The following is a 22,958-nucleotide window of genomic DNA, read 5'->3' on the forward strand; positions in this document are numbered from 1 at the left end:
GGTGGAACACGAATGCCGATGATCGGGACACATCCGACCACGTGCCGACGCTACTGCTCCCGGAGCGTCGGCGCGAGTGCTGAAAATCACTCGAGCACATTGCCGGATGGGTTGCGATCAACTCGGCGGGGGAAGCAGCGGACGCAAGGCGTCGAGCACGCGACTGGCCATGAGGGCCTTCGAGCCGTGCGCGAGTGCGGTCTCCGAGCCGTCCGCCGCGAGCAGCCACCCGTCGTTGTGATCGACTTCGAAGGCCTTACCGTCGCCGACCGCGTTGACCACGAGCAGGTCGCACCCCTTGCGGGCGAGCTTCGCGCGGGCGTAGGTGAGCACATCGCCCTGTTCGTCCCCGGTCTCAGCAGCGAACCCGACGATGACCGTCTCGGCCGACAGGCTGCCGTCGCTGCGGGACTGCACCAGACCTGCGAGGATGTCGTCGTTCTTGGTCAGGGCGATCGAGTCCGGCTCCCCCGCACCTTTCTTGATCTTGCTGCTGGCGAAGGTTGCGGGACGGAAATCCGCGACGGCCGCCGACATGATCACGGCGTCGGCGCCGACGGCGTGCTTGCCAACGGCATCGCCCATCTGCTGTGCGGTCTGGACCCTCACCACGTTCACCGCAGCCGGATCGTCGAGTCCGGCGACCGCCCCCGCGACGAGGGTGACCTCGGCGCCGCGCTGCGCGGCGAGGCGCGCGAGCGCGTAGCCCTGCTTACCGGAGCTACGGTTTCCGAGGAAACGCACCGGATCGAGCGGTTCACGGGTACCGCCGGCCGAAATCACCAGGCGGCGACCTGCGAGGTCGCGGGGCAGGGCGTCCGCGCGTTCGAGGAGCAATGAGGCCAGCGCGAAGATCTCATCCGGTTCGGGCAGGCGCCCGGCTCCGGTGTCCTTGCCGGTCAGTCGTCCCGACGCGGGCTCGACGACGATGCTGCCGTGTCGGCGCAAGGCGGCGACGTTCTCGACCGTGGCGGGGTGTTCCCACATCTCGGTGTGCATCGCGGGCACGAACATCACCGGGCAACGCGCAGTAAGCAGCGTCGCGGTCAGCAGATCGTCGGCGCGTCCGGTAGCGGCACGCGCCATCAGGTCCGCGGTCGCGGGGGCCACCACGACCAGATCGGCTTCCTGACCGAGCCGCACGTGCGGCACCTGCGGCACATCGGTGAACACGCCCGTATGCACGGGGTTCCCGGAGAGCGCTTCGAAGGTGGCACGCCCGACGAACTCCAGAGCGGATTCGGTCGGCACGACACGAACCTGGTGCCCGGCCTCGGTGAGGGCGCGGATCAGCGCACAGGATTTGTAGGCGGCGATCCCACCGGCAACCCCGACGACGACGCGACGGCGCCCGGAGTCCGGGACGCCGTCGACAGCCGGAGCGTTCACTCGCCTTCGGTGTGCTCGAGCAGATCCGAGTGGATCTCGCGCATCGCGATCGACAGCGGCTTCTCCTGCAGGCCCGGCTCGACGAGGGGGCCGACGTACTCGAGGATGCCGTCGCCGAGCTGGTTGTAGTAGTCGTTGATCTGGCGGGCACGCTTGGCCGCGTAGATCACCAGCGCGTACTTCGAGGACGCACGCTCGAGCAGCTCGTCGATCGGCGGGTTGGTGATACCCAGCGGGGTGTCGTAGACCGGGAGGGCGTCGCCCGCCAGGTCGGTCGCGGCTGCCTGAATGCTGCTCACTCGGTGTTCTCCTGAGTATTGGCGGGAATGAAAACTGTGGCGGATGCGCCCCGAACCGCAGTCGGCCGAGGGGGTCGGTCGCGAACGTCGGCTAGGTAGCGCGGGATCCGACCAACAAGGATACCAACTCCGCGCAAGCGCGGTCGACATCATCGTTGACGATCACCGTGTCGAACTCGTCTTTCGCCGCGAGTTCGGTGCGCGCGGTCTCGAGTCTGCGAGCCACCACGTCCTCGGATTCGGTGCCTCGACCGGTCAGCCGCTCGACGAGCACCTCCCAACTGGGTGGTGCAAGGAATGCGAGTGTGGCCTCGGGCATCGCAGCGCGCACAGCGCGTGCACCGGCGAGATCGACCTCGACGAGTACGGGCCGGCCGGCGTTCAGCGCTTCCTCCACCGGCGCGGCAGGCGTTCCCGATCGTTGCAGGCCACCATGGATGTCCGCCCATTCGAGCAACTCGCCGTTGTCGATCATGCGATCGAAGGCATCCCTGGTGACGAAGTAGTAGTCGTGTCCCTCGACTTCGCCGGGTCGCGGATCGCGGGTCGTCGCCGACACGCTGAACAGCAGATCCGGTACAAGGGTGCGCAGAACGCGCACGACAGTCGACTTCCCGACGGCGGAGGGGCCGGCCAGAACGACCAGCCGACCCCTTCGCGTCTCGGGTGCGCTGTCCGACACAGGTTGTGCGTCAGCTACCACGGTGCTCAGGCTTCGAAATCGAACCTGGCAAGCAGTGCCTTGCGCTGGCGATCACCGAGTCCGCGCAGACGGCGGGTCGGAGCGATCTCCAGTTCGGTCATGATCTCCTGCGCCTTGACCTTGCCGACCTTCGGCAGTGCCTCGAGCAGGGCAGACACCTTCATCTTGCCGAGGATCTCGTCGTTCTCGGCGTCAGCGAGCACCTGCTTGAGGTCGGTGCCGCCACGCTTCAGGCGCTCCTTGAGCTCTGCCCGGGCACGACGGGCAGCAGCCGCCTTCTCCAGAGCAGCGGCGCGCTGCTCGTCAGTCAGCTGGGGAAGGGCCACGGTTCCTCCGTCTCATCGTTGGAAAACAGTCTTCGACCGCTGTAACCAGCGGCGATAGCGACCGTACTCACGCGCGCCGACGATTGCGAACCCGACCCCCGCCGTTCCACTCGAAAATCCGTGCGGTAATGCACGCGAATCCCGCAGCGCGGAACTCGCAGGTCGCCGCGCCGCCGGAACGGCCGTCCTCTCCCCTGTCGACGAAGAACCGCAGGTGAGAGGCATCTGCAACGGCGTTCACCCGGTCCCGGCAGCACGCGCACCAGGTCGCCGTGAATCGAGCGCGGGTACCTCGAAGCACCGGACGAAAAAAATCTGTGCCCTGCGCGTGTCGCGCAGGGCACAGAGCTGCGAAAAGGCGTGCACCGTGCATGTTCGGCCCGCGGGCCGGCCCGGCGCTCAGGCCCGGAGGAACGCGAACCCGTCGACGGTGCGCGCCACCGCGTCACGCAACGCCGCGACGGACGGCCCCGCTCGCAACACTTCACGTGAGACGTTCGGCACCACCCACCCGAGCGCATCACCGGCGAGACGACGCACGTCGTCGGCGGTCCCTCCCTGCGCGCCGACTCCGGGCATCAGAATCGGTCCGTGCAGCGCACTCAGGTCCGGAGCATCGGTCAGGGTCGCTCCGACCACCACACCCACGGACCCGAGAGTGTCGGCGCCGGCGTTGCGTCGGGCGGCCTCGTCGACCATCACCTGCGCGACGGTCCGGCCGTCGTCCACCCGGGCTCGTTGCACCTGGGCGCCCTCCGGGTTGGAGGTCGCGGCGAGCACGAACACCCCGCGCTGGGTCTGTGCAGCGAGCTCCAGGGCCGGAGCGAGCGCGCCGAAGCCCAGGTAGGGCGATACGGTCACCGCGTCGGAGCGCAGCTCAGAGCCCTCGGCGAGCCAGGTGCGTGCGTACGCGTCCATGGTCGAGCCGATGTCGCCGCGTTTGGCGTCGGCGAGCACCAGGGTGCCCGAACTCCGCAGTGCCTCGAGGGTGCGTTCGAGGACAGCGATTCCCGCCGACCCGAAGGCCTCGAAGAACGCCACCTGCGGCTTCACCAGCGCAACCGAGCCGAACGCCTCGACGCACAGTTCGCTGAACGCCTCGAGTCCTGAGACATCGACGGTCAGGCCCCATTCGGTGAGCAATTGCGGATGCGGATCGATGCCCACGCACAGCGGCCCACGCTCGGCCATTGCCGAGGCGAGCCGCTTCCCGAACGGCGTGCCTGCTGCGTGCTCGGTCACTGTGCTGCGCTGTCGCGCAGCCGCGCCTGCAGACGCTGGATCGACGCGACCCCGATGTCCCCGCGCAGAGCTGCCTCGATGCCCTGGATCGCGGCCGACGCGCCCTGCACGGTCGTGACACACGGAATGTTGGCCGCGACCGCCGCACTGCGGATCTCATATCCGTCGACGCGCGGACCGGAGTTGCCCCACGGGGTGTTGATCACCATGTCGACGTCGCCGGCCCGGATGCGGTCGACGATGTCCAGCGCGCCCTCGGGTCGTTCCTCCCCCGACACCTTGTACACCTGCTCGCACGGGATGCCGTTGCGACGCAACACTTCCGCGGTACCGACGGTGGCCATCACATGGAACCCGAGGTCCGCGAGCCTCTTCACCGGGAAGATCATCGACCGCTTGTCCTTGTTGGCGAGCGAGACGAACACCACTCCGGAAGTCGGCAGCGGACCGTATGCGCCGGCCTGGCTCTTGGCGAACGCGGTGCCGAAGTCGTCGTCGATGCCCATGACCTCGCCCGTCGACTTCATCTCGGGGCTGAGGAGGGTGTCGACGCCGGTGCCATCGGCCCGGCGGAACCGATTGAAGGGCAGCACCGCTTCCTTGACCGCGACCGGGGTGTCGAGCCGGGTGTCGCTGCCGTCGCCGGTTGCGGGCAGGATGCCCGATGCGCGCAGTTCAGCGATGGTCTCACCGAGCATCACCCGTGCACACGCCTTGGCGAGCTGTACCGCGGTCGCCTTCGACACGAACGGCACCGTGCGGCTCGCGCGGGGGTTCGCCTCGAGGACATAGAGGATGTCGTCCTTGAGGGCGTACTGCACGTTGAGCAGACCCTTGACCCCGATGCCCTTCGCGAGCGCTGCCGTCGAGCGGCGGACGTTGTCGATGTCGGCGCGGCCGAGAGTGATCGGAGGCAGCGCGCACGCCGAGTCGCCGGAGTGGATGCCGGCCTCCTCGATGTGCTCCATGATGCCGCCGATGTACACCTCGGTCCCGTCGCACAGCGCGTCGACATCGATCTCGATCGCGTCGTCGAGGAACCGGTCGACCAGCACAGGCCGATCGTCGGAGATCTCGGTGGCGTTCTCGATGTAGGTGGCGAGTGATTTCTCGTCGTAGACGATCTCCATGCCGCGTCCGCCGAGGACGTACGACGGGCGCACCAGCACGGGATATCCGATTCCGGCGGCGATCTCGCGTGCGCCGTCGAACGTGGTGGCGGTTCCGTACTTCGCGGCGGGCAGGTCCGCCTCGTCCAGCACACGACCGAATTCGCCGCGGTCCTCCGCGAGGTCGATGGCCTCCGGGCTGGTGCCGACGATCGGGACGCCCGCATCCTTCAGGCGGCGCGCCAGTCCCAGCGGTGTCTGGCCGCCGAGCTGCACGATCACGCCCTCGACCGTGCCGGATTCACATTCGGCGCGATACACCTCGAGCACGTCTTCGAAGGTCAGCGGCTCGAAGTACAGACGATCGGCCGTGTCGTAGTCGGTGGAGACGGTCTCCGGGTTGCAGTTGACCATGACGGTCTCGTACCCGGCCTCCGACAGGGTCATCGCCGCGTGCACACACGAGTAGTCGAACTCGATGCCCTGGCCGATGCGGTTCGGACCGGAGCCGAGGATCAAAACCTTCGGCCTGTCCGGCTGGGGGGCGACTTCGGTCTCCGCCGCGGGGTCCAGCTCGTAGGTCGAGTAATGGTACGGGGTCTTCGCCTCGAACTCCGCAGCACAGGTGTCGACGGTCTTGTACACGGGGTGGATGCCGAGCTCTCCGCGCAGCGCCCGCACGTCGTCCTCCGACCGGAACTGCGCGGGACGCAGCTCCGCGATCTGCCGGTCGGAGAACCCGTGGTGCTTCGCAAATCGCAGCTCGGTCGCGCCGAACTCTTCGGCCGAACGCACGTGCTCACCCAGCTCGGAGATCTGCTGGAACTGATCCAGGAACCAGGGGTCGATTGCGGTGGCATCGAACAGTTGCTCGACGGTCGCGCCCAGATCGAGCGCTCGCGCGATCTGGTAGAGCCGCCCGTCGGTGGGGGTCTTGATCGCCTCGAGCAACTCGTCGAGGGTGCCCTCGACCTCGGGGCCGGTCCAGAACCCGGCGCGCTTGGTTTCGAGCGAGCGCAATACCTTGCCGAAGGCCTCGGTGAAGTTGCGGCCGATGGACATCGCCTCTCCCACCGACTTCATCGTGGTGGTGAGGGTGCCGTCGGCACCCGGGAATTTCTCGAACGCGAACCGCGGCGCCTTGACCACGACGTAGTCGAGCGTCGGCTCGAAGCAGGCCGGGGTTTCCTTGGTGATGTCGTTGACGATCTCGTCGAGCGTGTAGCCGATCGCGAGCTTGGCAGCCATCTTCGCAATCGGATAGCCGGTCGCCTTCGAGGCGAGCGCCGAGGAGCGTGACACGCGCGGGTTCATCTCGATGACGACCAGGCGCCCGTCCCGCGGGTCCATCGCGAACTGGATGTTGCAGCCGCCGGTATCGACACCGACTTCGCGCAGGATCGCGATCGACAGGTCGCGCATCGCCTGGTATTCGCGGTCGGTCAGCGTCATCGCGGGGGCGACGGTCACCGAGTCACCGGTGTGCACACCGACCGGGTCGACGTTCTCGATCGAGCAGACGATGACGACGTTGTCGCGCCCGTCGCGCATCAACTCGAGTTCGTACTCCTTCCAGCCGAGGATGGACTCCTCGATCAGGACGTTCGCGGTCGGTGACGCAGCGAGACCACCGCCGGCGATACGTTCGAGGTCGGCTTCGTCGTAGGCCATGCCGGAGCCGAGGCCGCCCATGGTGAACGACGGCCGGACCACGACGGGGTACCCGAGGTCGGCGACGGTCGCACGTACCTCGTCCATCGTGTAACAGACTGCCGACCGGGCGGATTCGCCACCGCACTTGGCGACGATGTCCTTGAACTTCTGCCGGTCCTCGCCGCGCTGGATGGCGTCGAAGTCGGCACCGATGAGTTCGACGCCGTACTTGTCGAGAATTCCTTGCTCGGACAACGCGACCGCGGTGTTCAGCGCGGTCTGTCCGCCGAGTGTCGCGAGCACCGCGTCGATGGGGGTGCCGTTCGCCGCCTCGGTCGCGAAGACCTTCTCGACGAATTCGGCGGTGATCGGCTCGATGTAGGTCGAGTCGGCGAATTCCGGGTCGGTCATGATCGTCGCGGGGTTCGAGTTGACGAGCGAGACCCTCAGGCCTTCCTCGCGCAGCACCCGGCAGGCCTGGGTGCCCGAATAGTCGAACTCACAAGCCTGACCGATGACGATCGGACCTGAGCCGATCACCAGGACATGGGAGAGATCGGTACGGCGTGGCATCAGTTCTTCTCTCCCTCGAGCATGCGGGTGAAACGGTCGAACAGGTAGGCGGCGTCATGCGGTCCGGCAGCCGCTTCCGGGTGGTACTGAACGGAGAACGCGGAACCATCGGCGAGCTTGACACCCTCGACGGCACCGTCGTTGGCGCACGTGTGGCTGACCACCGCACGACCGAACGGGGTATCGAACTCTTGGCCGGCTTCTCCCTCGAGCGCGAACCCGTGATTCTGTGCGGTGATCGCGATACGACCGGTCTCGTGCTCGACGACCGGGATGTTGATGCCGCGGTGGCCGAACTTCATCTTGTAGGTGCTCAGCCCCAGCGCGCGACCGAGGATCTGATTGCCGAAGCAGATACCGAACAGCGGCAACCCCTGTCCGAGTACCTCCTTGGTCAGGTGGACCGCCCCGTCGGCGGTGGCCGGGTCGCCGGGCCCGTTCGACAGGAACACGCCGTCGGCCTTCAGGTCGAGGATGTCGTGGAGCGTCGCGGTGGACGGAAGCACGTGGACGCGGATACCGCGCTGCGCGAACATGCGCGGCGTGTTGGTCTTGATGCCGAGGTCGATCGCCGCAACAGTGAAGCGCGGTTCACCGCCGGTGGGTTCGACGACGTACCCGCTGGTGGTGCTCACTTCCCCGGCGAGATCGGCGCCGAGCATCGACGGCTGACTCTTCACGCGGTCGACAAGGGTGTCGATGTCGAGGTCGTCGCCCTTCCACACGAGCGCATCACCGGAGAACACGCCGGCGCGCATCGAACCGCGAGTGCGTAGGTGCCGGACGAGTGCGCGGGTGTCGATCCCCGCGAGTCCGACGACGTGCTGTCGCTCGAGTTCGTCCTGGAGCGAGCCGGTGGCACGCCAGCTCGACGTACGGCGGGACGGGTCGCGGACCACGAATCCCGCCACCCAGATCTTCGACTCGGCGGAATCTCCGGTCGGGCCGACCGACTCGTTGTCTTCCTGGTTCCAGCCGGTATTGCCGATCTGCGGCGCGGTGGCCACCACGATCTGGCGGTGATAACTGGGGTCGGTCAGAGTCTCCTGGTATCCGGTCATGCCGGTGCTGAAGACGGCCTCACCGAGGGTCTGGCCGACGGCGCCGAAAGGGACGCCGCGGAATACGCGTCCGTCCTCGAGAACCAACACTGCGGTGCCACCACCGAATGTTCTGCCGCTCATGCGTTGTCTCCGTTCTGTTCGACCTCACCAGAGCCGGCCGCATGGGCTGAATTCTCGCGTGTCGTGATCGTCATCGTCGTCGTGATCGTCATCGTCGTTGTGATCGTCACAGTCCTATGAATTTTCGTTCTCTTCGCGGGTCCAGGCCGGATACACCGACTTGTCATCGCCGCGGAATCCGGTGTCGATCTCGGTGCCCGAGGGCAACTCCCAGCGGATCACCAGGACGCCGTCCTTGGTCATCACCTTCCCCGCCAGTCCCCGTTCGGTTCGGATGGCGCGGATCGAGCCCTGCGGAATCCAGATGGGCGTCTCACCGCTACGCCGCAACAGGATGCCTTCGGTGTGACGGCTCAGTTCCGACTCTGCTCGGTGCCCGAGGTCACCGACCGCGATGCGGTCCTGCCAACTCGGGGCGAGAGTGCTGCCGACGTACAGACCGGTGCTCGGAGCGATCAGTTCGCTGCCGAGATCGTCGGGCAGCGTGGGCAGCTCACCGACGACGTCGGCCTGTCGTCGGGCCCGACCACGCCAGCCCTTCCACATGAGCAGGACCAGCACCACCCACAGTGCAGCGAAACCCAGAGTCAGCAGAATGCGGTCCATCACAGCACTCCTTCGCTGCCGTGACGCGGGAACACCGCACCGTCACGGGCAGTGATGCGCCCGCGCAGCACAGTGGCCGTGACCTTGCCCGGCAACGTCATCGCTTCGTACGGAGTGTTGTGCGAGATGCTCGCCAGATCGGGCCCGCTGACAGTCCACTCGGTGTCAGGGTCGACGAGTACCACGTTGGCAGGTTCACCGACTTCGAGCGGACGGCCCTGATCGTCGAGACCGACGATCTGCGCGGGTCGTTCGCTCATCACCTTCGCGACACCGCGCCAGTCGAGAAGGCCCGGGCGCACCATCGTCTCGATCACGATCGACAGGGCCGTCTCCAGCCCCAGCATGCCCGGGCGTGCCTCGGAGAACTCACAGCACTTGTCCTGTTCGGCGTGCGGGGCATGATCGGTGGCCACACAGTCGATGATTCCTGCAGCCAGACCGCGACGGAGCGCTTCCACATCGGAGCGTTCACGCAGCGGCGGGTTGACCTTGTTCACTGCGTCGTAGGTCTCGAGCCTCGAGTCGTCGAGCAGCAGGTGGTGGGGGGTGACCTCGGCGCTGATCGAGATACCCTGCCCGCGAGCCCATTCGACGAGTGCGACCGTGCCCGCCGTGGAAGCGTGGCAGATGTGCACGCGCGCCCCGGCGTCGCGGGCGAGCAGCGCGTCGCGCGCGACGATCGATTCCTCTGCGGCGCGCGGCCAGCCTGCCAGGCCGAGTCGCGCGGCGGTAGGTCCTTCGTGGGCGACCGCGCCGACCGTCAGGCGCGGCTCTTCTGCGTGCTGCGCGATGAGCACACCGAGCGAGCCCGAGTATTCGAGTGCACGCCGCATGATCAGCGGGTCGTAGACGCATTTGCCGTCGTCGGAGAACATCTTGACCTGGCCGATGCCCGCGGCCATGGTCCCCATCTCGGCGAGCTGCTTGCCCTCGAGTCCCACGGTCACGGCCCCGACCGGGTGCACGTCGACGAGGCCGCATTCCTGGCCGCGGCGCCACACGTGATCGGTGATGACCACCGAGTCGGCGACCGGGTCGGTATTGGCCATGGCGAATACAGCGGTGTAACCGCCGAGCGCGGCTGCGGCCGAGCCCGTCTCGATCGTCTCGGTGTCCTCTCGACCGGGTTCGCGCAAGTGTGTGTGCAGATCCACGAACCCGGGCAGCAAGATCTGTCCGGTTCCGTCGAGGACGGTCGCGTCGGCGGGCGCTTCGACGGTGGTGCCGATCTCGAGGATCAGTTCGTCACCGAGCAGGACGTCGACCGGATCCCCTTCGCCATAGAGCCGGACGTTGCGGATGAGCACCTGCGGCGTCACCGGGGTATCTCCTGTTCCTGAAGGATGGGTCATGACAGCTCCCCTTCCGCGCCGACGAGCAGCCGGAAGAGCACCGCCATACGGACGTGCACACCGTTGGTGACCTGCTGGAGGACGGCGGTCTGCGGTGCATCGGCGACCGGGAATCCGATCTCCATGCCGCGCAGCATGGGGCCTGGATGCAGCACCACGGCGTGCTCGGGCAGCATCGCGGCACGCCGGGCGTTGAGTCCGTAGCGGATCGAGTACTCACGCGCGGACGGGAAGAACCCACCGTTCATGCGTTCGGCCTGCACCCGCAGCATCATGACCGCGTCGAGTGCCGGCAGTTCGGCGTCGAGCGAGTCCGCGACGGTCACCGGCCACGTTTCGACCCCGACCGGCAGCAGCGTGCGCGGGGCGACGAGCACGACCTCCGCACCGAGCATGCTCAACAGCAGCGCATTCGATCGGGCAACGCGGCTGTGCAGGACGTCGCCGACGATCGCGATGCGGCGGCCCTCGACCGAGCCGAGCCGCTGGCGGATCGTCAGAGCGTCGAGCAGCGCCTGGGTGGGGTGTTCGTGGGTGCCGTCGCCGGCATTGATCACTGCCGGGCCCGATCCGGATTCGTTGGTCCACTCCGCGATGCGGTGCGCGGCACCGGATGCGGGATGCCGGACGATCAGGGCGTCCGCACCGGCAGCGTGCAGTGTCAAGGCGGTGTCGCGCAGCGACTCTCCCTTTGCCACCGACGAACTCGATGCGGACACGTTGATCACGTCCGCGCTCATCCATTTTCCGGCGACTTCGAAGGAGACGCGCGTACGGGTGGAATTCTCGAAGAACACGGTCATGACGGTGCGGCCCCGCAGCGTCGGCAGTTTGCGGACCTCACGGCCGAGCAGTGCCTGTTCGAAGCGTTCGGCGTCGTCGAGAAGCTCGGTCGCGGAGTCCCGGGACAGGTCCGCGATGGAAAGCAGATGCTTCACGAGGTCTTGCCTCCCGAGATTTCCACGGCATCGCGGCCGTCCTGTTCGTCGAGCAGCACGCGGACGTCTTCGGTGCGCGCGGTCGGGACATTCTTCCCGACGTAGTCGGCGCGCAGCGGCAGTTCACGATGCCCGCGGTCGACGAGCACGGCCAGCTGCACGGCGTCGGGCCGGCCGAGGTCGCGCAACGCATCGAGGGCAGCACGCACCGAACGTCCGGAGAAGAGCACGTCGTCGACGAGGACGACGAGAGTGTGGTCGACGCCGCCTTCGGGCACCGAAGTGCGTTCGAGGGGACGGTGCGGCTTGGTGCGCAGGTCGTCGCGGTAGAGGGTGATGTCGAGTGATCCCACGGGGACACGCACACCGGAGAATTCTTCGATTCGGTCTGCGAGGCGGTGTGCCAGTGTGATGCCCCGGGTCGGGATCCCGAGCAGGACGACGCGGGGTGCGCGGTCGTCGGAGGCATCCAGTGCGGTCTTCTCGATGATCTGATGCGCGATGCGCGCGATGGTCCGGCCGACATCAGCGGCGGACAACAGTTCGCGGGCCTGCGCGGACACGTCGGGTGTCGACTCGGGTGCAGCTGTGGACCTGTCCTCGGACATGGCCATGCAGCGACCTCCTTCTCCGCCTCACTGGACGGGTCGTTAAAGGATGCCTGACGGTCAATGAGCCTATCAGCGGCCCGACAGCACCCGGCCTCGTTCACGGGTGAAGCTCAACACAGCCACTGCAGCAACGTCGGCCGCCGACACATACGAAACGTGTGAGCGGGCCCGCCAGGAGACCTGACGAACCCGCTCACACGGAACAGCTGAGGAGGCCTGTCAGGACCGGTCGGCGCCTGCCGCGTCGCCGCCGGAGCCCGATTTCTCGGTGGCCGGACGGACCGAGGTGGCCGCAGCCGCCGCACGCACCTGGTCGGCGAGCGTCACGATCTGACCGAGCACACCGTTGATGAACGCCGGCGAGTCGTCGGTCGAGAGCTGCTTGGCCAGCTCGACGGCCTCGTCGACAGCGACCACCGGCGGCACATCCGTGGTATGGAACAACTCCCAGACCGACAATCGCAGGATCGCGCGGTCCACGGCAGGCAGACGGTCGAGAGTCCACTCGTGCAGATGGTCGGCGATCGTGCGGTCGATCTCGTCGAGGTGCTCCGCGACCCCGCGAATGATTGTCTGTGCATAAGGCGGCACCGGTGCAACCTGGTCGTCGCGGACTGCGAGCGCGACCCGGTCGGCCGCGAGGTCGACGGGATGCGTGTCGCGGGCTTCCGCCTCGAACAAGAGGTCGACGGCGCGTTTACGCGCCTTGTGACGAGCCCCGAGCTTCTTCTGGGTACCGGACACTCAGGAGTTCACTCGTCCCAGGTAGTTCCCGTCGCGGGAGTCGACCTTGAGCTTGTCACCGGTGTTGATGAACAGCGGGACCTGGATCTCGGCGCCGGTCTCGAGAGTCGCGGGCTTGGTGCCGCCGGTGGAGCGGTCACCCTGCAGACCGGGGTCGGTGTGCTTCACGACGAGCTCGATCGTGACGGGAAGCTCGACGAACAGCGGAATATCCTCGTGTGTCGCCACCTGGACCGGCATGTTCTCGAGCAGGAACTTCGCGGCATCGCCGAGCAGTTCGGGCGTGATCGAGATCTGGTCGTAGGTCTCGCCGTCCATGAAGACGTAGTCGGTGCCATCGTTGTACAGGTAGGTCATGTCGCGGCGGTCGACCGTGGCGGTCTCGACCTTGACACCGGCGTTCCACGTCTTGTCGACAGTCTTGCCCGACGTCACATTCTTGAGCTTCGTGCGCACGAACGCCGGGCCCTTGCCCGGCTTGACGTGCTGGAACTCGATGATCTGCCAGAGCTGGCCTTCGATCTTCAGAACGAGACCGTTCTTGAAATCACTGGTGTCAGCCACTTATTTCGCGTCTCCTAGAGTCGGGGGGGACCGCCCTTACACGACGGTCAATGTCTTGGCGGTGAGCGTCAACAGCTCCGGAGACTGCTCGCGCACCACGAGCGTGTCCTCGATCCGCACGCCTCCGCGCCCCGGGAAGTACACACCCGGCTCGACGGTCACCGCCGCACCGGCGACAAGTGTACCGGTCGCGGCGGCACCGATTCCCGGCGCTTCGTGGATCTCGAGGCCGACACCGTGCCCGAGACCGTGCAGGAACAATTCCGCGTGGCCGGCCTCGGCGATGACCGAGCGGGCCGCCGCGTCCACAGCAGCGCACTCGATACCCGGTGCGAGAGCTTCGCGACCTGCGCGTTGGGCCCGCAGGACCACGTCGTAGACATCCCGCTGCCAGTCGGCGGCACGGTCGAGGATGTAGGTGCGGGTCATGTCGGAGTGATACCCGCCCACCTGCGCGCCGAAGTCGAATTTGACGAAGTCTCCGGATGCGAGGACCGCACTGGCCGGGCGATGGTGCGGTACCGCAGAATTGGCACCGGCCGCGACGATCGTCTCGAATGAGATGCCGTCGGCTCCGTGCTCGAACATGCGCCATTCGAGGTCGCGCGCGACCTCCTTCTCGGTGCGGCCGGGCCGCAAGCCCCCAGCGTCGATCAGATCGGCAAGCGCCCGATCCGCGGCACCGCACGCCTGCCGGAGCAGGTCGATCTCGTGTTCGTCCTTGATCATGCGCAGTTGCTCGACGAGGCGGGGTGCGGCAACGAACGAGACGGCAGCGTCGAGGCCATCCCATTCGGCACGGTCGTCGACGGTCACGATATGACTTTCGAAACCCCAGGACCGGTTCGGTCCCCGCCCTGCGGCACTCACCAGGTGGACTGCCGACGCGCGGGCGATCTCGGCGCGCAGATCGGGGACCTGCTCGGCCACCTGAGACAGGTAGCGTCCGTCGGTGCAGATCAGGGTGCGAGACTCGTCGGCGTCCTCATCGGTCGACACGAGCAGGGCTGCGTTGGATCCGGTGAATCCGGTCAGATACCGGATATTGAGCAGATCGGTGACCAGCATGGCGTCGAGGCCACGTTCGGCCAGGAGTCCGCGCAGGGCCGCGCGGCGGGAAGCATGATCAGCGGGCATGGTGTTCAACGTACCGCGCAGTTCAACCTACCGCGCAGAGGGAATGTGGGCCCTGACACACTTCCGCTGTGGCAGGCGTTACTCTCGGGTACATGAAATCCTGGTTACTTCGCGGGCTCGGGCTCGCCGTGGTCCACGTCGTCGTGCGTGTCCTGCTCGGTGCCGCACTGATCCAGTGGCCCCTGCAGGGCTCGGTCCTGCGGTGGGCCGGGCTGGTCGTGGTCATTCTTGCGGCGGTGGCATGGGCCGGTCTCGACGGCATTCGCGACCGTCGCGCCCACCCGGACCCGGACGACGGCGACGACCTGACGATGCGGTGGCTCGCCGCAGGCGCGGTCACCGGCCTGGTCGGCGGCTTCGTCACCTGGCTGGTCGACACCGTCACCGCAATTCCGGTGGGAGTGAAGTCGCTGTTCTTCGAACTGACTTCCGGTGCCGCGTTCACCGTGCTGCTGGTGTTCCTTCCGGCGATGGTCGCGGTCGGAGTCGGGCGGTACCTGGTCCGGCACGACAAGCCCGGCGACGAGGACTGGGCCGATCATTCGAACCGTCCGGAACGCGAGCACGCGATGGCCGCACAGGGCGCTTCCACCGCAGATTCGACCCGCGACACCGCCGCGACGGAAGCCTGGCGCAATGAGGAGGCACCGACAGAGGTGTTCCCGGCGGTCGATCCGACAACCCGCAACCGCGACGCCTGACTCGAGCACCTGATTTACTCAAACAACCCTATCGTTCCCTATTGATACATGAAGATAGGTAACGATAGGGTTGTTTCATGTCTGAAGTTCTCTATTCGGTGGACCAGGTCGCCGAGCGCCTGGGGCTGCACGTCCGCACCGTCCGCACCTACGTGCGTGATGGGAAACTCCCCGCGGTACGCATCGGCAAGCAGTACCGGATCGCCCACGAAGATCTCGAAGCGTTCACCGGACGACCCGTGCCACCACCGCTCCGCGACAGCACCCCGCCCGAGCGGCACAGTGAGGTGTCGAGCATCGTCGAGATCGACGCCGTCGACCCCCACACCGCCTATCGCCTCAGCACCCTTCTCACAGCATCGGTGGCCCAGCGCGACGACAGCCCGGCATTGCGCCTCGACACGGTCTACGACGAACAGCGCGGGCGCATGAAGGTCGTCGTTCTCGGCGGCCTCGCCGACACCGCACGCCTGCTCGAATCCGTCGAGGCGGTGCTCGACTCGTGAGCACCATCTACCGATCCGAGGCGGGTGGACGCCGGATCGTGCAGCGCTACCGCGAACACCTCAGCACGTGGCCCGTACCCGCCGAGCACCTGCTCCTCGACACGCGCCAAGGCGAAACCTTCGCCCTCGCATCCGGTCACCTCGATGCACCACCCGTGCTGTTGTTGCACGGATCCGGTGCGAATTCGTCGACATGGCGGGAAGATATCGCGTCCTGGTCCAGGAGTTTCCGTGTGTTCGCGGTCGACATGGTCGGCGAGCCCGGCCTGAGTGCCCCGTCCCGCCCCCGCCTCGACACCGAAGACGTCTCCCAGTGGCTCGACGATGTCCTCGACGGACTCGGCCTCGCCGCGACCGCGCTGGTAGGAATGTCACTCGGCGGGTGGAGCGCGCTCGACTACACCCTCCGCCGACCGGAGCGGGTCACCCGGCTGGCACTGCTGTGCCCGGGCGGAGTCGGACGGCAAACCACCGGACGAGTCGCGCTGACCGCGGCGCTGGGTCTGTTCGGCCGATGGGGTCGACGCCGGTCCGCGGCGCGGATGACCGGCCTCGACCCGAACGATCCCGTCGTCGACGAGATCCTCGCTACCTTCGCGACCTTCCGGCCCCGCACCGAGCGACTCCCGGTTTTCGACGACGCTGCGCTGGCCGGCATCGGTGTACCGGTGCTCGCCGTGGTCGGCGACCGCGACCTCATGTTCGACTCCGCCGACACCGCGACACGACTCGAACGCGCCCTGCCCACCGCACGTGTACACGTCCTGTCCGGCGTCGGACACGCGATTCTCGGCCAGACCGACACGGTTCTCGAATTCCTGCGAGAGCCCTGACCGCGCTCAGTTTCGCGCTCGCCCGTGGTCAGTACAGCCAGAACCACTGGCCGAGGAGGAACCATGCCCGAAATGCTCGACCTGTCCCCCGCCGCCGACCGGATGGCCGATGTCCTCGAGAACATCGACGACGCTCACCTGGATCGGCCGACTCCCTGCGACGGCATGCCGGTCCGGGTTCTCGTCGGCCACGTACTGGGGCTGTCACTCGCATTCGAGGCCGCCGCCCGCAAGGATCTCGGCTTCGCCGACAGCACGCCGTCGCCTGGCACGGACGCACTCCCCACCGATTGGCAGGCACTCGGTCGCGAGCGTCTCGACGCACTCCGGCGGGCGTGGCGGGACCCGGCCGCGTGGTCGGGCCCCACCCGAGCCGGCGGCCTCGATCTACCCGGCCACATCGCGGGACTCGTCGCGCTCGACGAACTCGTCGTACACGGCTGGGATCTCGCCGTCGCTACCGGCCGGTCGTACGCGTGCACACCATTCGAGATCGCCGCGTGCACAGTGTTCGCCGAGTCGATCACCGACGAGCAGCGCGACGCCGGTGGCCTGTTCGGTCCCGCGGTACCTGTTGCGGATCGCGCCTCGGATCTCGATCGATTGATCGCACTGACCGGCCGCGACCCGGCCTGGTCGCCTGACGGCAGCTGACGAACTACAGCAGAACTGTGCCTGCGTCCGCCGTGCCCTGCCGAGCCACCTCGGAATAGGCAGCCGCCAGCAGTGACGGATCCGGACCCTCGAGCCGACCTGGCTTCGCAAGTCCGTCGAGCACCACGAACCGCAGCAGGCCAGCGCGGTTCTTCTTGTCGGTCTGCATGCCCGCAAGCAGATCACCGAACGCATCCGACGCATACGTCGTGGGCAGACCCACCGATTCGAGGATTACGCGGTGCCGGTCGGCGGTAGCGTCGTCGAGACGCCCCGCGAGCCTGCCCAACTCCGCGGCGAACACCAGACCGACCGACACCGCCGCGCCGTGACGCCACTTGTACCGCTCGCGTCGCTCGATGGCGTGACCGAGTGTGTGGCCATAGTTGAGAATCTCGCGCAGGCTCGATTCCTTGAGATCCGCCGCCACGACCTTCGCTTTGACCTCGACCGACCGTCGAATCAACTCGGGCAGGACGGACCCGGCCGGGTCGAGCGCGGCCTCCGGATTCTCCTCGATCAATTCGAGGATCACCGGATCTGCGATGAATCCGGTCTTGATGACCTCGGCCAGCCCCGCGATTATCTCATTGCGCGGTACCGTCTCGAGGGTCGCGAGGTCGACGAACACCGCCGACGGCTCGTGGAACGATCCCACGAGATTCTTGCCCGCCTCGGTGTTGATGCCGGTCTTACCGCCCACGGCGGCATCGACCATGGCGAGCAGCGTCGTCGGAATGTGGTAAACCCTCACACCGCGCATCCAGGTTGCAGCCACGAACCCCGCGAGGTCGGTGGCGGCGCCACCACCGAGGCCGACGATCGCATCCGAACGAGTGAGGCCGATTTTTCCGAGCACCTCCCAGCAGAAACCGGCAACGGCAAGTTCCTTGCCGTCCTCGGCATCCGGAATCTCGATGCGATGCGCGTCGATGCCGGTCTCCGCCAGCGCTTCCCGCACCGCTTCCGCGGTAGCTGCCAAGGTCGGCTGGTGGAAGATCGCGACAGTGCGAGTACCGGCCAGGGTCTCGACGACATCGCCGAGCAGTCCACGTCCGATGACAACCGGGTAAGGCTGGGAGGTTTCGACGTCGATGCGTACCGGTTCGGTCACGGTGTGCTGCTCCGATTCTCTTCGCTGGTCATGTTGTTCGAGTTCTCTTGCACCGAATCGAGTTTGGCGAGCACCTGCTGGACGACGCGACCTGGGCTCCGGCCGTCGGTGCGCACCCGGATCGTCGCCGACTTCCGGTAGAGTGGCCGCCGCCTCCGCATCAGATCGCGGTACTTCTGCGCAGGATCCCCGCCGTTGAGCAGAGGCCGGGTGGTGTTCGTCCCGGTCCGACGCAAGCCTTCCGCGACGCTGAGTTCGAGGTAGACCACCGTGTGTCCCGCCAGCAGCTCACGGGTCCGATCCGACAGAATCGCCCCACCACCGAGTGACACCACCCCGTCGTGCGAGGCAAGAGCCGCTGCGACGACCTGCTCCTCTATCCGGCGGAACTCCGGTTCTCCGTCCTCGGCGAAGATCTCCGGAATCGTCCGTCCCGTGACACGCTCGATTTCGACATCAGTGTCGAGCAGCGGCACATCGAGCGCCTGGGCGACCCGTCGCCCGATGGTGGATTTCCCGGCCCCCGGGGGTCCGATCAGGACTGCACGCGGCACCATGGCTCTCACCGCGGCGGACGCGCCGCGATCCCCTTCAAGTAATGGTCGACGTTGCTCACGGTCTCGGCCAGCGAATCGCCACCGAACTTCTCGAGCGCGGCCTGCGCGACCACGAGGGCGACCATCGCTTCGGCCACCACACCCGCAGCGGGCACAGCACACACATCGGAGCGCTGATGGATCGCGACGGCTTCCTCACCGGTGCTCATATCGATCGTGGACAGGGCACGCGGCACCGTCGAGATCGGCTTCATCGCCGCGCGCACGCGCAGTGCCTCACCGTTGGTCATGCCGCCTTCCAACCCACCGGCGCGGTTGGTCGACCGAATCACTCCGTCCGGGCCCGGCACCATCTCGTCGTGGGCGGCGCTGCCGCGGCGACGCGCGGTTTCGAAGCCGTCGCCGACCTCCACGCCCTTGATGGCCTGGATACCCATCAGTGCAGCGGCGAGGCGGGAGTCGAGACGCTCGGCGCCACTGACGAACGACCCGAGGCCCACCGGCAGCCCGTGGACCACGACCTCGACCACACCGCCGAGGGTGTCACCGTCGCGCTTGGCGGCTTCGATCTCGCTGATCATCGACTCTTCGGCCGCCTTGTCGAAGGCGCGAACGGGGCTCGCGTCGATCGCGTCGAGGTCTGCACCCGACGGCCCCGGGCCGACGTACGGATCGGAGGCACCGATGGAGATGACATGAGAGACGACCTCGGCGCCGAACACCTGGCGCAGGAAGTTGCGGGCCACAGTTCCGGCAGCGACGCGGGCAGCGGTCTCGCGCGCGCTCGCGCGTTCGAGCACCGGGCGGGCGTCGTCGAAGCCGTATTTGAGCATGCCCGAGTAGTCGGCGTGACCCGGGCGGGGACGGGTCAGCGGTGCATTGCGGGCCTGCCCTGCGAGCAGGTCCGGGTCGACCGGGTCGGCAGCCATGATGGTTTCCCACTTGGGCCACTCGGTGTTGCCGATCTCGACGGCGACGGGGCCGCCGAGTGTGCGCCCGTGCCGGACACCTCCGATGATGGTGACCTTGTCGGCCTCGAACTTCATGCGCGCGCCGCGTCCGTAACCGAGACGTCGCCGAGCGAGCTGCTCCGAGATGTCGTTCGACGTCACCTCGACACCAGCAACCATGCCCTCGAGCATCGCAACGAGGGCGGGACCATGGGATTCTCCGGCAGTTATCCAGCGCAGCACGCATCCATCCTTCCATGGTCCCCGGGTGAGTTGTGACGCCACCCTGTTGACGTCCTCCCGGCCGAGAACAACCGGGATTCCTACCGCAGCGCTACACGCCACCTGGGTGGGTTCCTGTTTCATCGAGCCACGCTCCCCACTAAGCAGGAAGACTTACCGTCTCTCCGCAGGCGTTTCGCCTCTCCGCCCGTCCAGCGGCGAGGATGTTTCGTGCTGCATTGACATCGCGATCGTGGACCACGCCACACCCCTGACAGGTCCACACCCTCACCGACAACGGCTTCGGTCCGTCGACCCGCCCGCACGCCGAGCACAGCTGCGACGACGGAAACCAGCGGTCCACCTTCACGAACACCCGCCCATACCGGGCTGCCTTCTCCTCCAGCATGCGGGTGAACATGCCCCACCCGGCATCGTGCACCGACTTCGCCAACCGCGTCCGCGCCACACCCTTCACGCACAGATCCTCGACGAACACCGCTTGATTTTCGCGGACGATCGCCGTGGAGTGTTTGTGCGCCCAATCTCTGCGGGCATCGGACACCTCGGCGTGGGCCTTGGCCACCCGGATGCGGGCTTTGGCACTGTTCTTGCTGCCCTTCTCCTTGCGAGACAGACTCTGCTGCGCCCTGCGGAGTCTGCGTTCGGCGCGTCGGAAGAACCTCGGGGACTCGATGACCTTCCCATCCGAGAGCACCGCGAACGCGGCGAGCCCGAGGTCGATCCCCACCTCGGTGTCGCACTCCGGCAGCGGCTCGTCGGTGGTCTCCACCACGAACGACGCAAAATAGCGGCCTGCCGCATCCTTGATGATCGACACACTCGACGGCTCCGACGGCAACTCCCGTGACCATGCCACCTTCACCTCGCCGACCTTCGCGATATACAGCTTCCGGTTGTCCCGGATACTGAACCCGTTGCGGGTGAGTCGGATCGTCTGCCGGTTGTCCTTGCGGGACCGGAAGCGCGGCGCCCCGATCTTGCGGCCCTTCCGCTTACCGGACAGTGAGTCGAACCAGTTCCGGTACGCGCGCCGCGCGTCCTGACATGCCTGCACCAACACCACCGACGCGACCTCGGCCAGCCACGCCCGCTGCGGGGTCTTCTTCGCCTCGGTGACCACCTGTTTCTGCACGTCGGTGTCCGAGATTTTCACCCCGGCCGCATACGCCTCCTGCCGGGCGCGCAACGCATCGTTGAACACCACCCGCGCGCATCCAAACGACCGGGCCAGCATGTCCTGCTGGCCGGGCGTCGGATAGACGCGGTACTGGTATCTGAGTTGCACGCCCGCACCGTACAAGCGACCACCGACACACACCGTTCGAGAGATCGGCTATCCCGCCGGCGAACGACCGGGCTTGCGCCGAAGACAGTGTGGTCAACCGGCGGACAGTACTGCGAGCACCGTCGCGACACACATCGACGGACCATGCGGCAGCACCGTCGACGTGAAAGGCCGCCCGCCCGACGAAGGCCGCTCGATTCGTCGCCACAGCAGCACGAGCACTCCGGCAACGGCGGTCAGCAGCGGGGGGAGCAGCAGCGTGATTGTCAAAGCCTGCGCGCCGGCGACACCCGCGGCGCCGCCCAGTCCGATCGCGAGTTTGACATCGCCGGCGCCCAGGGAACGCGGGGAGAGAAGATGCGCGGTGAGCATCACCCCGGTCAAGAGCGCAGCGCCGACCGCGGCCGCGCGGCCGTGCCCCGCGCACACCCCGATCGCCACGACCGCCAGTCCCCCACCGAGGGTGAGCACATTGGGAAGCCGTCGCACCAGCAGATCGACCCCACTGCAGCTCACGCACCACCACATCAACAATGCGAGGGCAGCTGCTGCGGGCCACGTCGCCGCGGTGGCGAGGGCGCCGCCGGTGGCGCACGCGATCTCGCATGCGCCGCGCCACGGCTCGGCTCCGGACAGTCGCGCCGTGAGCTTCCGCACGCACACGCCTACCATCGCTCCGAGCAGCGCCATCATCACTACGGGCATCACGACTGCGGTGAACACACTCGCAGCATGGGCCGTTCACGCCGACCGTAGGTGCCACCGGTCGCGGAATCGTCGAATCTGTGGATCGATGCACCTCCTGTGGACAACTCGACATGCAAGCATGAGCGGGTCGGTCGTTCCGGTTTTCCCGGCTGGGAGGGAGTTTCACTGATGCAGGTGGCAGAACTTCTCGAGCACGTGGGATCCGCGATCGATGTCGTCGGTGTCGCGTGCATCGTTCTCGGCGCGACAGTGTCCACCTGGATTGCGTTGGATTCGTGGCGGCGCAGGAACGGCGCGAAGATATACGAACCCTATCGACGAAATCTCGGGCGCTCCATCCTGCTCGGACTCGAGTTCCTGGTCGCGGCCGACATCATCAAGACCGTCGCGGTCACTCCCACGTTCACGTCGGTCGGGGTGCTCGCGATCATCGTCCTCATCAGGACATTCCTCAGCTGGTCGCTCCAGCTCGAGATCGAAGGCCGGTGGCCATGGCAGAAGGAGAAGCCCGCCGTCACGGCGAGCTGAGATCGTCGCGGCGGCGCAGCAGGAACTGTCGTTCGACGTCGTTTCCGGTCTGTTCGGCCGCGAGGGTGTACTCGGCCGCAGCCTCCGTCCTGCGGCCGAGGCGTCGCAGCAGATCGGCGCGCACGGCGTGGGCCACGTGGTAGCGGTCGAGTGCGAGTGTGTCGACGATCTCCAAGGCGACTGCCGGGCCGTCGACCTCTGCCACCGCAACCGCGCGGTGCAGCGCGACGACGGGCGTGGGCGCGACCGAGTACAGCTGATCTTGACTTCCTCCTCCGCGTGAACACGGAGGATTCCTACGCAGCCTCACCAGGTGGTGAGGTCTGTTCGGCGGGTTCCTGCTTCACCGGGTCCGCGCATGCAAGCACACGTCTTACGCTCCCTCCACAGGCATTTACCCTCTCCACCAGCCCGGCGGCGAGCATCACATTCACAGCAGCGTT

General features: G+C 67.0%; 24 protein-coding genes and 1 pseudogene. 5 read left to right on the forward strand and 20 right to left on the reverse strand.

Features of this window, described 5'->3' with window-relative positions; translation table 11 throughout:
• Window positions 1–117: 117 nt before the first annotated feature.
• From coaBC to MWU77_RS20860, 14 genes are all read right to left on the reverse strand, one after another.
• On the reverse strand, window positions 118–1,389 hold the full coding sequence (coaBC, locus tag MWU77_RS20795) for a bifunctional phosphopantothenoylcysteine decarboxylase/phosphopantothenate--cysteine ligase CoaBC (RefSeq protein WP_169690595.1): 1,272 nt from the start codon (window positions 1,387–1,389) through the stop codon (window positions 118–120).
• Window positions 1,386–1,688: a DNA-directed RNA polymerase subunit omega gene (gene rpoZ, locus MWU77_RS20800; protein WP_169690596.1), complete on the reverse strand. Its 303-nt coding sequence runs from the start codon at window positions 1,686–1,688 to the stop codon at window positions 1,386–1,388. The genes coaBC and rpoZ overlap by 4 nt, the downstream gene beginning before the upstream one ends.
• Before the next feature lie 91 nt (window positions 1,689–1,779).
• A complete protein-coding gene (gene gmk, locus MWU77_RS20805) occupies window positions 1,780–2,391 on the reverse strand; it encodes a guanylate kinase (RefSeq protein WP_169690597.1) in 612 nt (203 codons plus the stop codon).
• Window positions 2,392–2,396: 5 nt separating this feature from the next.
• On the reverse strand, window positions 2,397–2,717 hold the full coding sequence (mihF, locus tag MWU77_RS20810; RefSeq protein WP_054720859.1) for an integration host factor, actinobacterial type: 321 nt from the start codon (window positions 2,715–2,717) through the stop codon (window positions 2,397–2,399).
• A gap of 399 nt (window positions 2,718–3,116) precedes the next feature.
• Entirely contained in the window at window positions 3,117–3,959 is an 843-nt protein-coding gene (pyrF, locus tag MWU77_RS20815) for an orotidine-5'-phosphate decarboxylase (protein ID WP_308198839.1), read from the reverse strand.
• The gene (carB, locus tag MWU77_RS20820; RefSeq protein WP_247274664.1) at window positions 3,956–7,294 is read right to left on the reverse strand and encodes a carbamoyl-phosphate synthase large subunit; all 3,339 of its coding nucleotides are present in this window, start codon (window positions 7,292–7,294) and stop codon (window positions 3,956–3,958) included. Before carB ends, pyrF begins: the two co-directional genes overlap by 4 nt.
• Window positions 7,294–8,478, reverse strand: coding sequence for a glutamine-hydrolyzing carbamoyl-phosphate synthase small subunit (gene carA, locus MWU77_RS20825; RefSeq protein WP_247274665.1), 1,185 nt, complete (start codon window positions 8,476–8,478; stop codon window positions 7,294–7,296). The genes carB and carA overlap by 1 nt, the downstream gene beginning before the upstream one ends.
• A gap of 114 nt (window positions 8,479–8,592) precedes the next feature.
• Entirely contained in the window at window positions 8,593–9,084 is a 492-nt protein-coding gene (locus MWU77_RS20830; RefSeq protein ID WP_247274666.1) for a transporter, read from the reverse strand.
• Entirely contained in the window at window positions 9,084–10,439 is a 1,356-nt protein-coding gene (locus MWU77_RS20835; RefSeq protein WP_247274667.1) for a dihydroorotase, read from the reverse strand. The genes MWU77_RS20830 and MWU77_RS20835 overlap by 1 nt, the downstream gene beginning before the upstream one ends.
• On the reverse strand, window positions 10,436–11,377 hold the full coding sequence (locus tag MWU77_RS20840; RefSeq protein ID WP_247274668.1) for an aspartate carbamoyltransferase catalytic subunit: 942 nt from the start codon (window positions 11,375–11,377) through the stop codon (window positions 10,436–10,438). The genes MWU77_RS20835 and MWU77_RS20840 overlap by 4 nt, the downstream gene beginning before the upstream one ends.
• Entirely contained in the window at window positions 11,374–11,991 is a 618-nt protein-coding gene (gene pyrR, locus MWU77_RS20845) for a bifunctional pyr operon transcriptional regulator/uracil phosphoribosyltransferase PyrR (protein ID WP_169690604.1), read from the reverse strand. The genes MWU77_RS20840 and pyrR overlap by 4 nt, the downstream gene beginning before the upstream one ends.
• Window positions 11,992–12,207: 216 nt before the next feature.
• Window positions 12,208–12,732, reverse strand: a complete 525-nt coding sequence (nusB, locus tag MWU77_RS20850) for a transcription antitermination factor NusB (RefSeq protein ID WP_247274669.1) — start codon at window positions 12,730–12,732, stop codon at window positions 12,208–12,210.
• Complete coding sequence (gene efp / locus MWU77_RS20855; protein WP_169690606.1) at window positions 12,733–13,296, reverse strand: elongation factor P; 564 nt, start codon at window positions 13,294–13,296, stop codon at window positions 12,733–12,735.
• Window positions 13,297–13,332: 36 nt separating this feature from the next.
• On the reverse strand, window positions 13,333–14,433 hold the full coding sequence (locus MWU77_RS20860; protein ID WP_247274670.1) for a Xaa-Pro peptidase family protein: 1,101 nt from the start codon (window positions 14,431–14,433) through the stop codon (window positions 13,333–13,335).
• Between the two features lie 92 nt (window positions 14,434–14,525).
• On the opposite strand from MWU77_RS20860, the gene MWU77_RS20865 reads away from it, so the two are divergent.
• The 4 genes from MWU77_RS20865 to MWU77_RS20880 all read left to right on the forward strand — a co-directional run bounded on the left by MWU77_RS20865 (window position 14,526) and on the right by MWU77_RS20880 (window position 17,127).
• The gene (locus tag MWU77_RS20865; RefSeq protein ID WP_169690608.1) at window positions 14,526–15,134 is read left to right on the forward strand and encodes a B-4DMT family transporter; all 609 of its coding nucleotides are present in this window, start codon (window positions 14,526–14,528) and stop codon (window positions 15,132–15,134) included.
• Between the two features lie 77 nt (window positions 15,135–15,211).
• Window positions 15,212–15,640: a helix-turn-helix domain-containing protein gene (locus tag MWU77_RS20870; protein ID WP_247274671.1), complete on the forward strand. Its 429-nt coding sequence runs from the start codon at window positions 15,212–15,214 to the stop codon at window positions 15,638–15,640.
• Window positions 15,637–16,473, forward strand: coding sequence for an alpha/beta fold hydrolase (locus MWU77_RS20875; RefSeq protein ID WP_169690610.1), 837 nt, complete (start codon window positions 15,637–15,639; stop codon window positions 16,471–16,473). Before MWU77_RS20870 ends, MWU77_RS20875 begins: the two co-directional genes overlap by 4 nt.
• Before the next feature lie 63 nt (window positions 16,474–16,536).
• A complete protein-coding gene (locus tag MWU77_RS20880; protein ID WP_247274672.1) occupies window positions 16,537–17,127 on the forward strand; it encodes a TIGR03086 family metal-binding protein in 591 nt (196 codons plus the stop codon).
• A gap of 4 nt (window positions 17,128–17,131) precedes the next feature.
• On the opposite strand, the gene aroB is transcribed toward MWU77_RS20880, so the two are convergent.
• The 5 genes from aroB to MWU77_RS20905 all read right to left on the reverse strand — a co-directional run bounded on the left by aroB (window position 17,132) and on the right by MWU77_RS20905 (window position 22,002).
• Window positions 17,132–18,241: a 3-dehydroquinate synthase gene (aroB, locus tag MWU77_RS20885; protein WP_169690612.1), complete on the reverse strand. Its 1,110-nt coding sequence runs from the start codon at window positions 18,239–18,241 to the stop codon at window positions 17,132–17,134.
• Window positions 18,238–18,798, reverse strand: coding sequence for a shikimate kinase (locus MWU77_RS20890; RefSeq protein WP_169690613.1), 561 nt, complete (start codon window positions 18,796–18,798; stop codon window positions 18,238–18,240). The genes aroB and MWU77_RS20890 overlap by 4 nt, the downstream gene beginning before the upstream one ends.
• Window positions 18,799–18,803: 5 nt before the next feature.
• A complete protein-coding gene (aroC, locus tag MWU77_RS20895) occupies window positions 18,804–19,991 on the reverse strand; it encodes a chorismate synthase (protein WP_247274679.1) in 1,188 nt (395 codons plus the stop codon).
• Window positions 19,992–20,130: 139 nt separating this feature from the next.
• On the reverse strand, window positions 20,131–21,279 hold the full coding sequence (locus MWU77_RS20900) for a transposase (protein ID WP_247274673.1): 1,149 nt from the start codon (window positions 21,277–21,279) through the stop codon (window positions 20,131–20,133).
• A gap of 93 nt (window positions 21,280–21,372) precedes the next feature.
• Window positions 21,373–22,002: a prepilin peptidase gene (locus MWU77_RS20905; protein WP_247274674.1), complete on the reverse strand. Its 630-nt coding sequence runs from the start codon at window positions 22,000–22,002 to the stop codon at window positions 21,373–21,375.
• Window positions 22,003–22,155: 153 nt separating this feature from the next.
• Between MWU77_RS20905 and MWU77_RS20910 the strand changes: the two genes are divergently transcribed.
• On the forward strand, window positions 22,156–22,515 hold the full coding sequence (locus MWU77_RS20910; RefSeq protein WP_169690615.1) for a DUF1622 domain-containing protein: 360 nt from the start codon (window positions 22,156–22,158) through the stop codon (window positions 22,513–22,515).
• Here the strand turns inward: MWU77_RS20910 and MWU77_RS20915 are convergent.
• Window positions 22,502–22,777: pseudogene (locus tag MWU77_RS20915) on the reverse strand (RNA polymerase sigma factor); the annotation flags it as partial. The gene MWU77_RS20910 and the pseudogene MWU77_RS20915 overlap by 14 nt on opposite strands.
• Window positions 22,778–22,958: the final 181 nt, after the last annotated feature.

Source organism: Rhodococcus sp. F64268 (assembly GCF_023015605.1).
Lineage (GTDB): Bacteria > Actinomycetota > Actinomycetes > Mycobacteriales > Mycobacteriaceae > Rhodococcus.

Coding starts and splice junctions, on each gene's coding strand:
- carB (WP_247274664.1), bottom strand. CDS start 7,294: ATGCCACGCCGTACCGATCTCTCCCATGTCCTGGTGATCGGCTCAGGT.
- carA (WP_247274665.1), bottom strand. CDS start 8,478: ATGAGCGGCAGAACATTCGGTGGTGGCACCGCAGTGTTGGTTCTCGAG.
- MWU77_RS20830 (WP_247274666.1), bottom strand. CDS start 9,084: ATGGACCGCATTCTGCTGACTCTGGGTTTCGCTGCACTGTGGGTGGTG.
- MWU77_RS20835 (WP_247274667.1), bottom strand. CDS start 10,439: ATGACCCATCCTTCAGGAACAGGAGATACCCCGGTGACGCCGCAGGTG.
- pyrR (WP_169690604.1), bottom strand. CDS start 11,991: ATGGCCATGTCCGAGGACAGGTCCACAGCTGCACCCGAGTCGACACCC.
- MWU77_RS20860 (WP_247274670.1), bottom strand. CDS start 14,433: ATGCCCGCTGATCATGCTTCCCGCCGCGCGGCCCTGCGCGGACTCCTG.
- MWU77_RS20865 (WP_169690608.1), top strand. CDS start 14,526: ATGAAATCCTGGTTACTTCGCGGGCTCGGGCTCGCCGTGGTCCACGTC.
- MWU77_RS20870 (WP_247274671.1), top strand. CDS start 15,212: ATGTCTGAAGTTCTCTATTCGGTGGACCAGGTCGCCGAGCGCCTGGGG.
- MWU77_RS20880 (WP_247274672.1), top strand. CDS start 16,537: ATGCCCGAAATGCTCGACCTGTCCCCCGCCGCCGACCGGATGGCCGAT.
- MWU77_RS20890 (WP_169690613.1), bottom strand. CDS start 18,798: ATGGTGCCGCGTGCAGTCCTGATCGGACCCCCGGGGGCCGGGAAATCC.
- MWU77_RS20910 (WP_169690615.1), top strand. CDS start 22,156: ATGCAGGTGGCAGAACTTCTCGAGCACGTGGGATCCGCGATCGATGTC.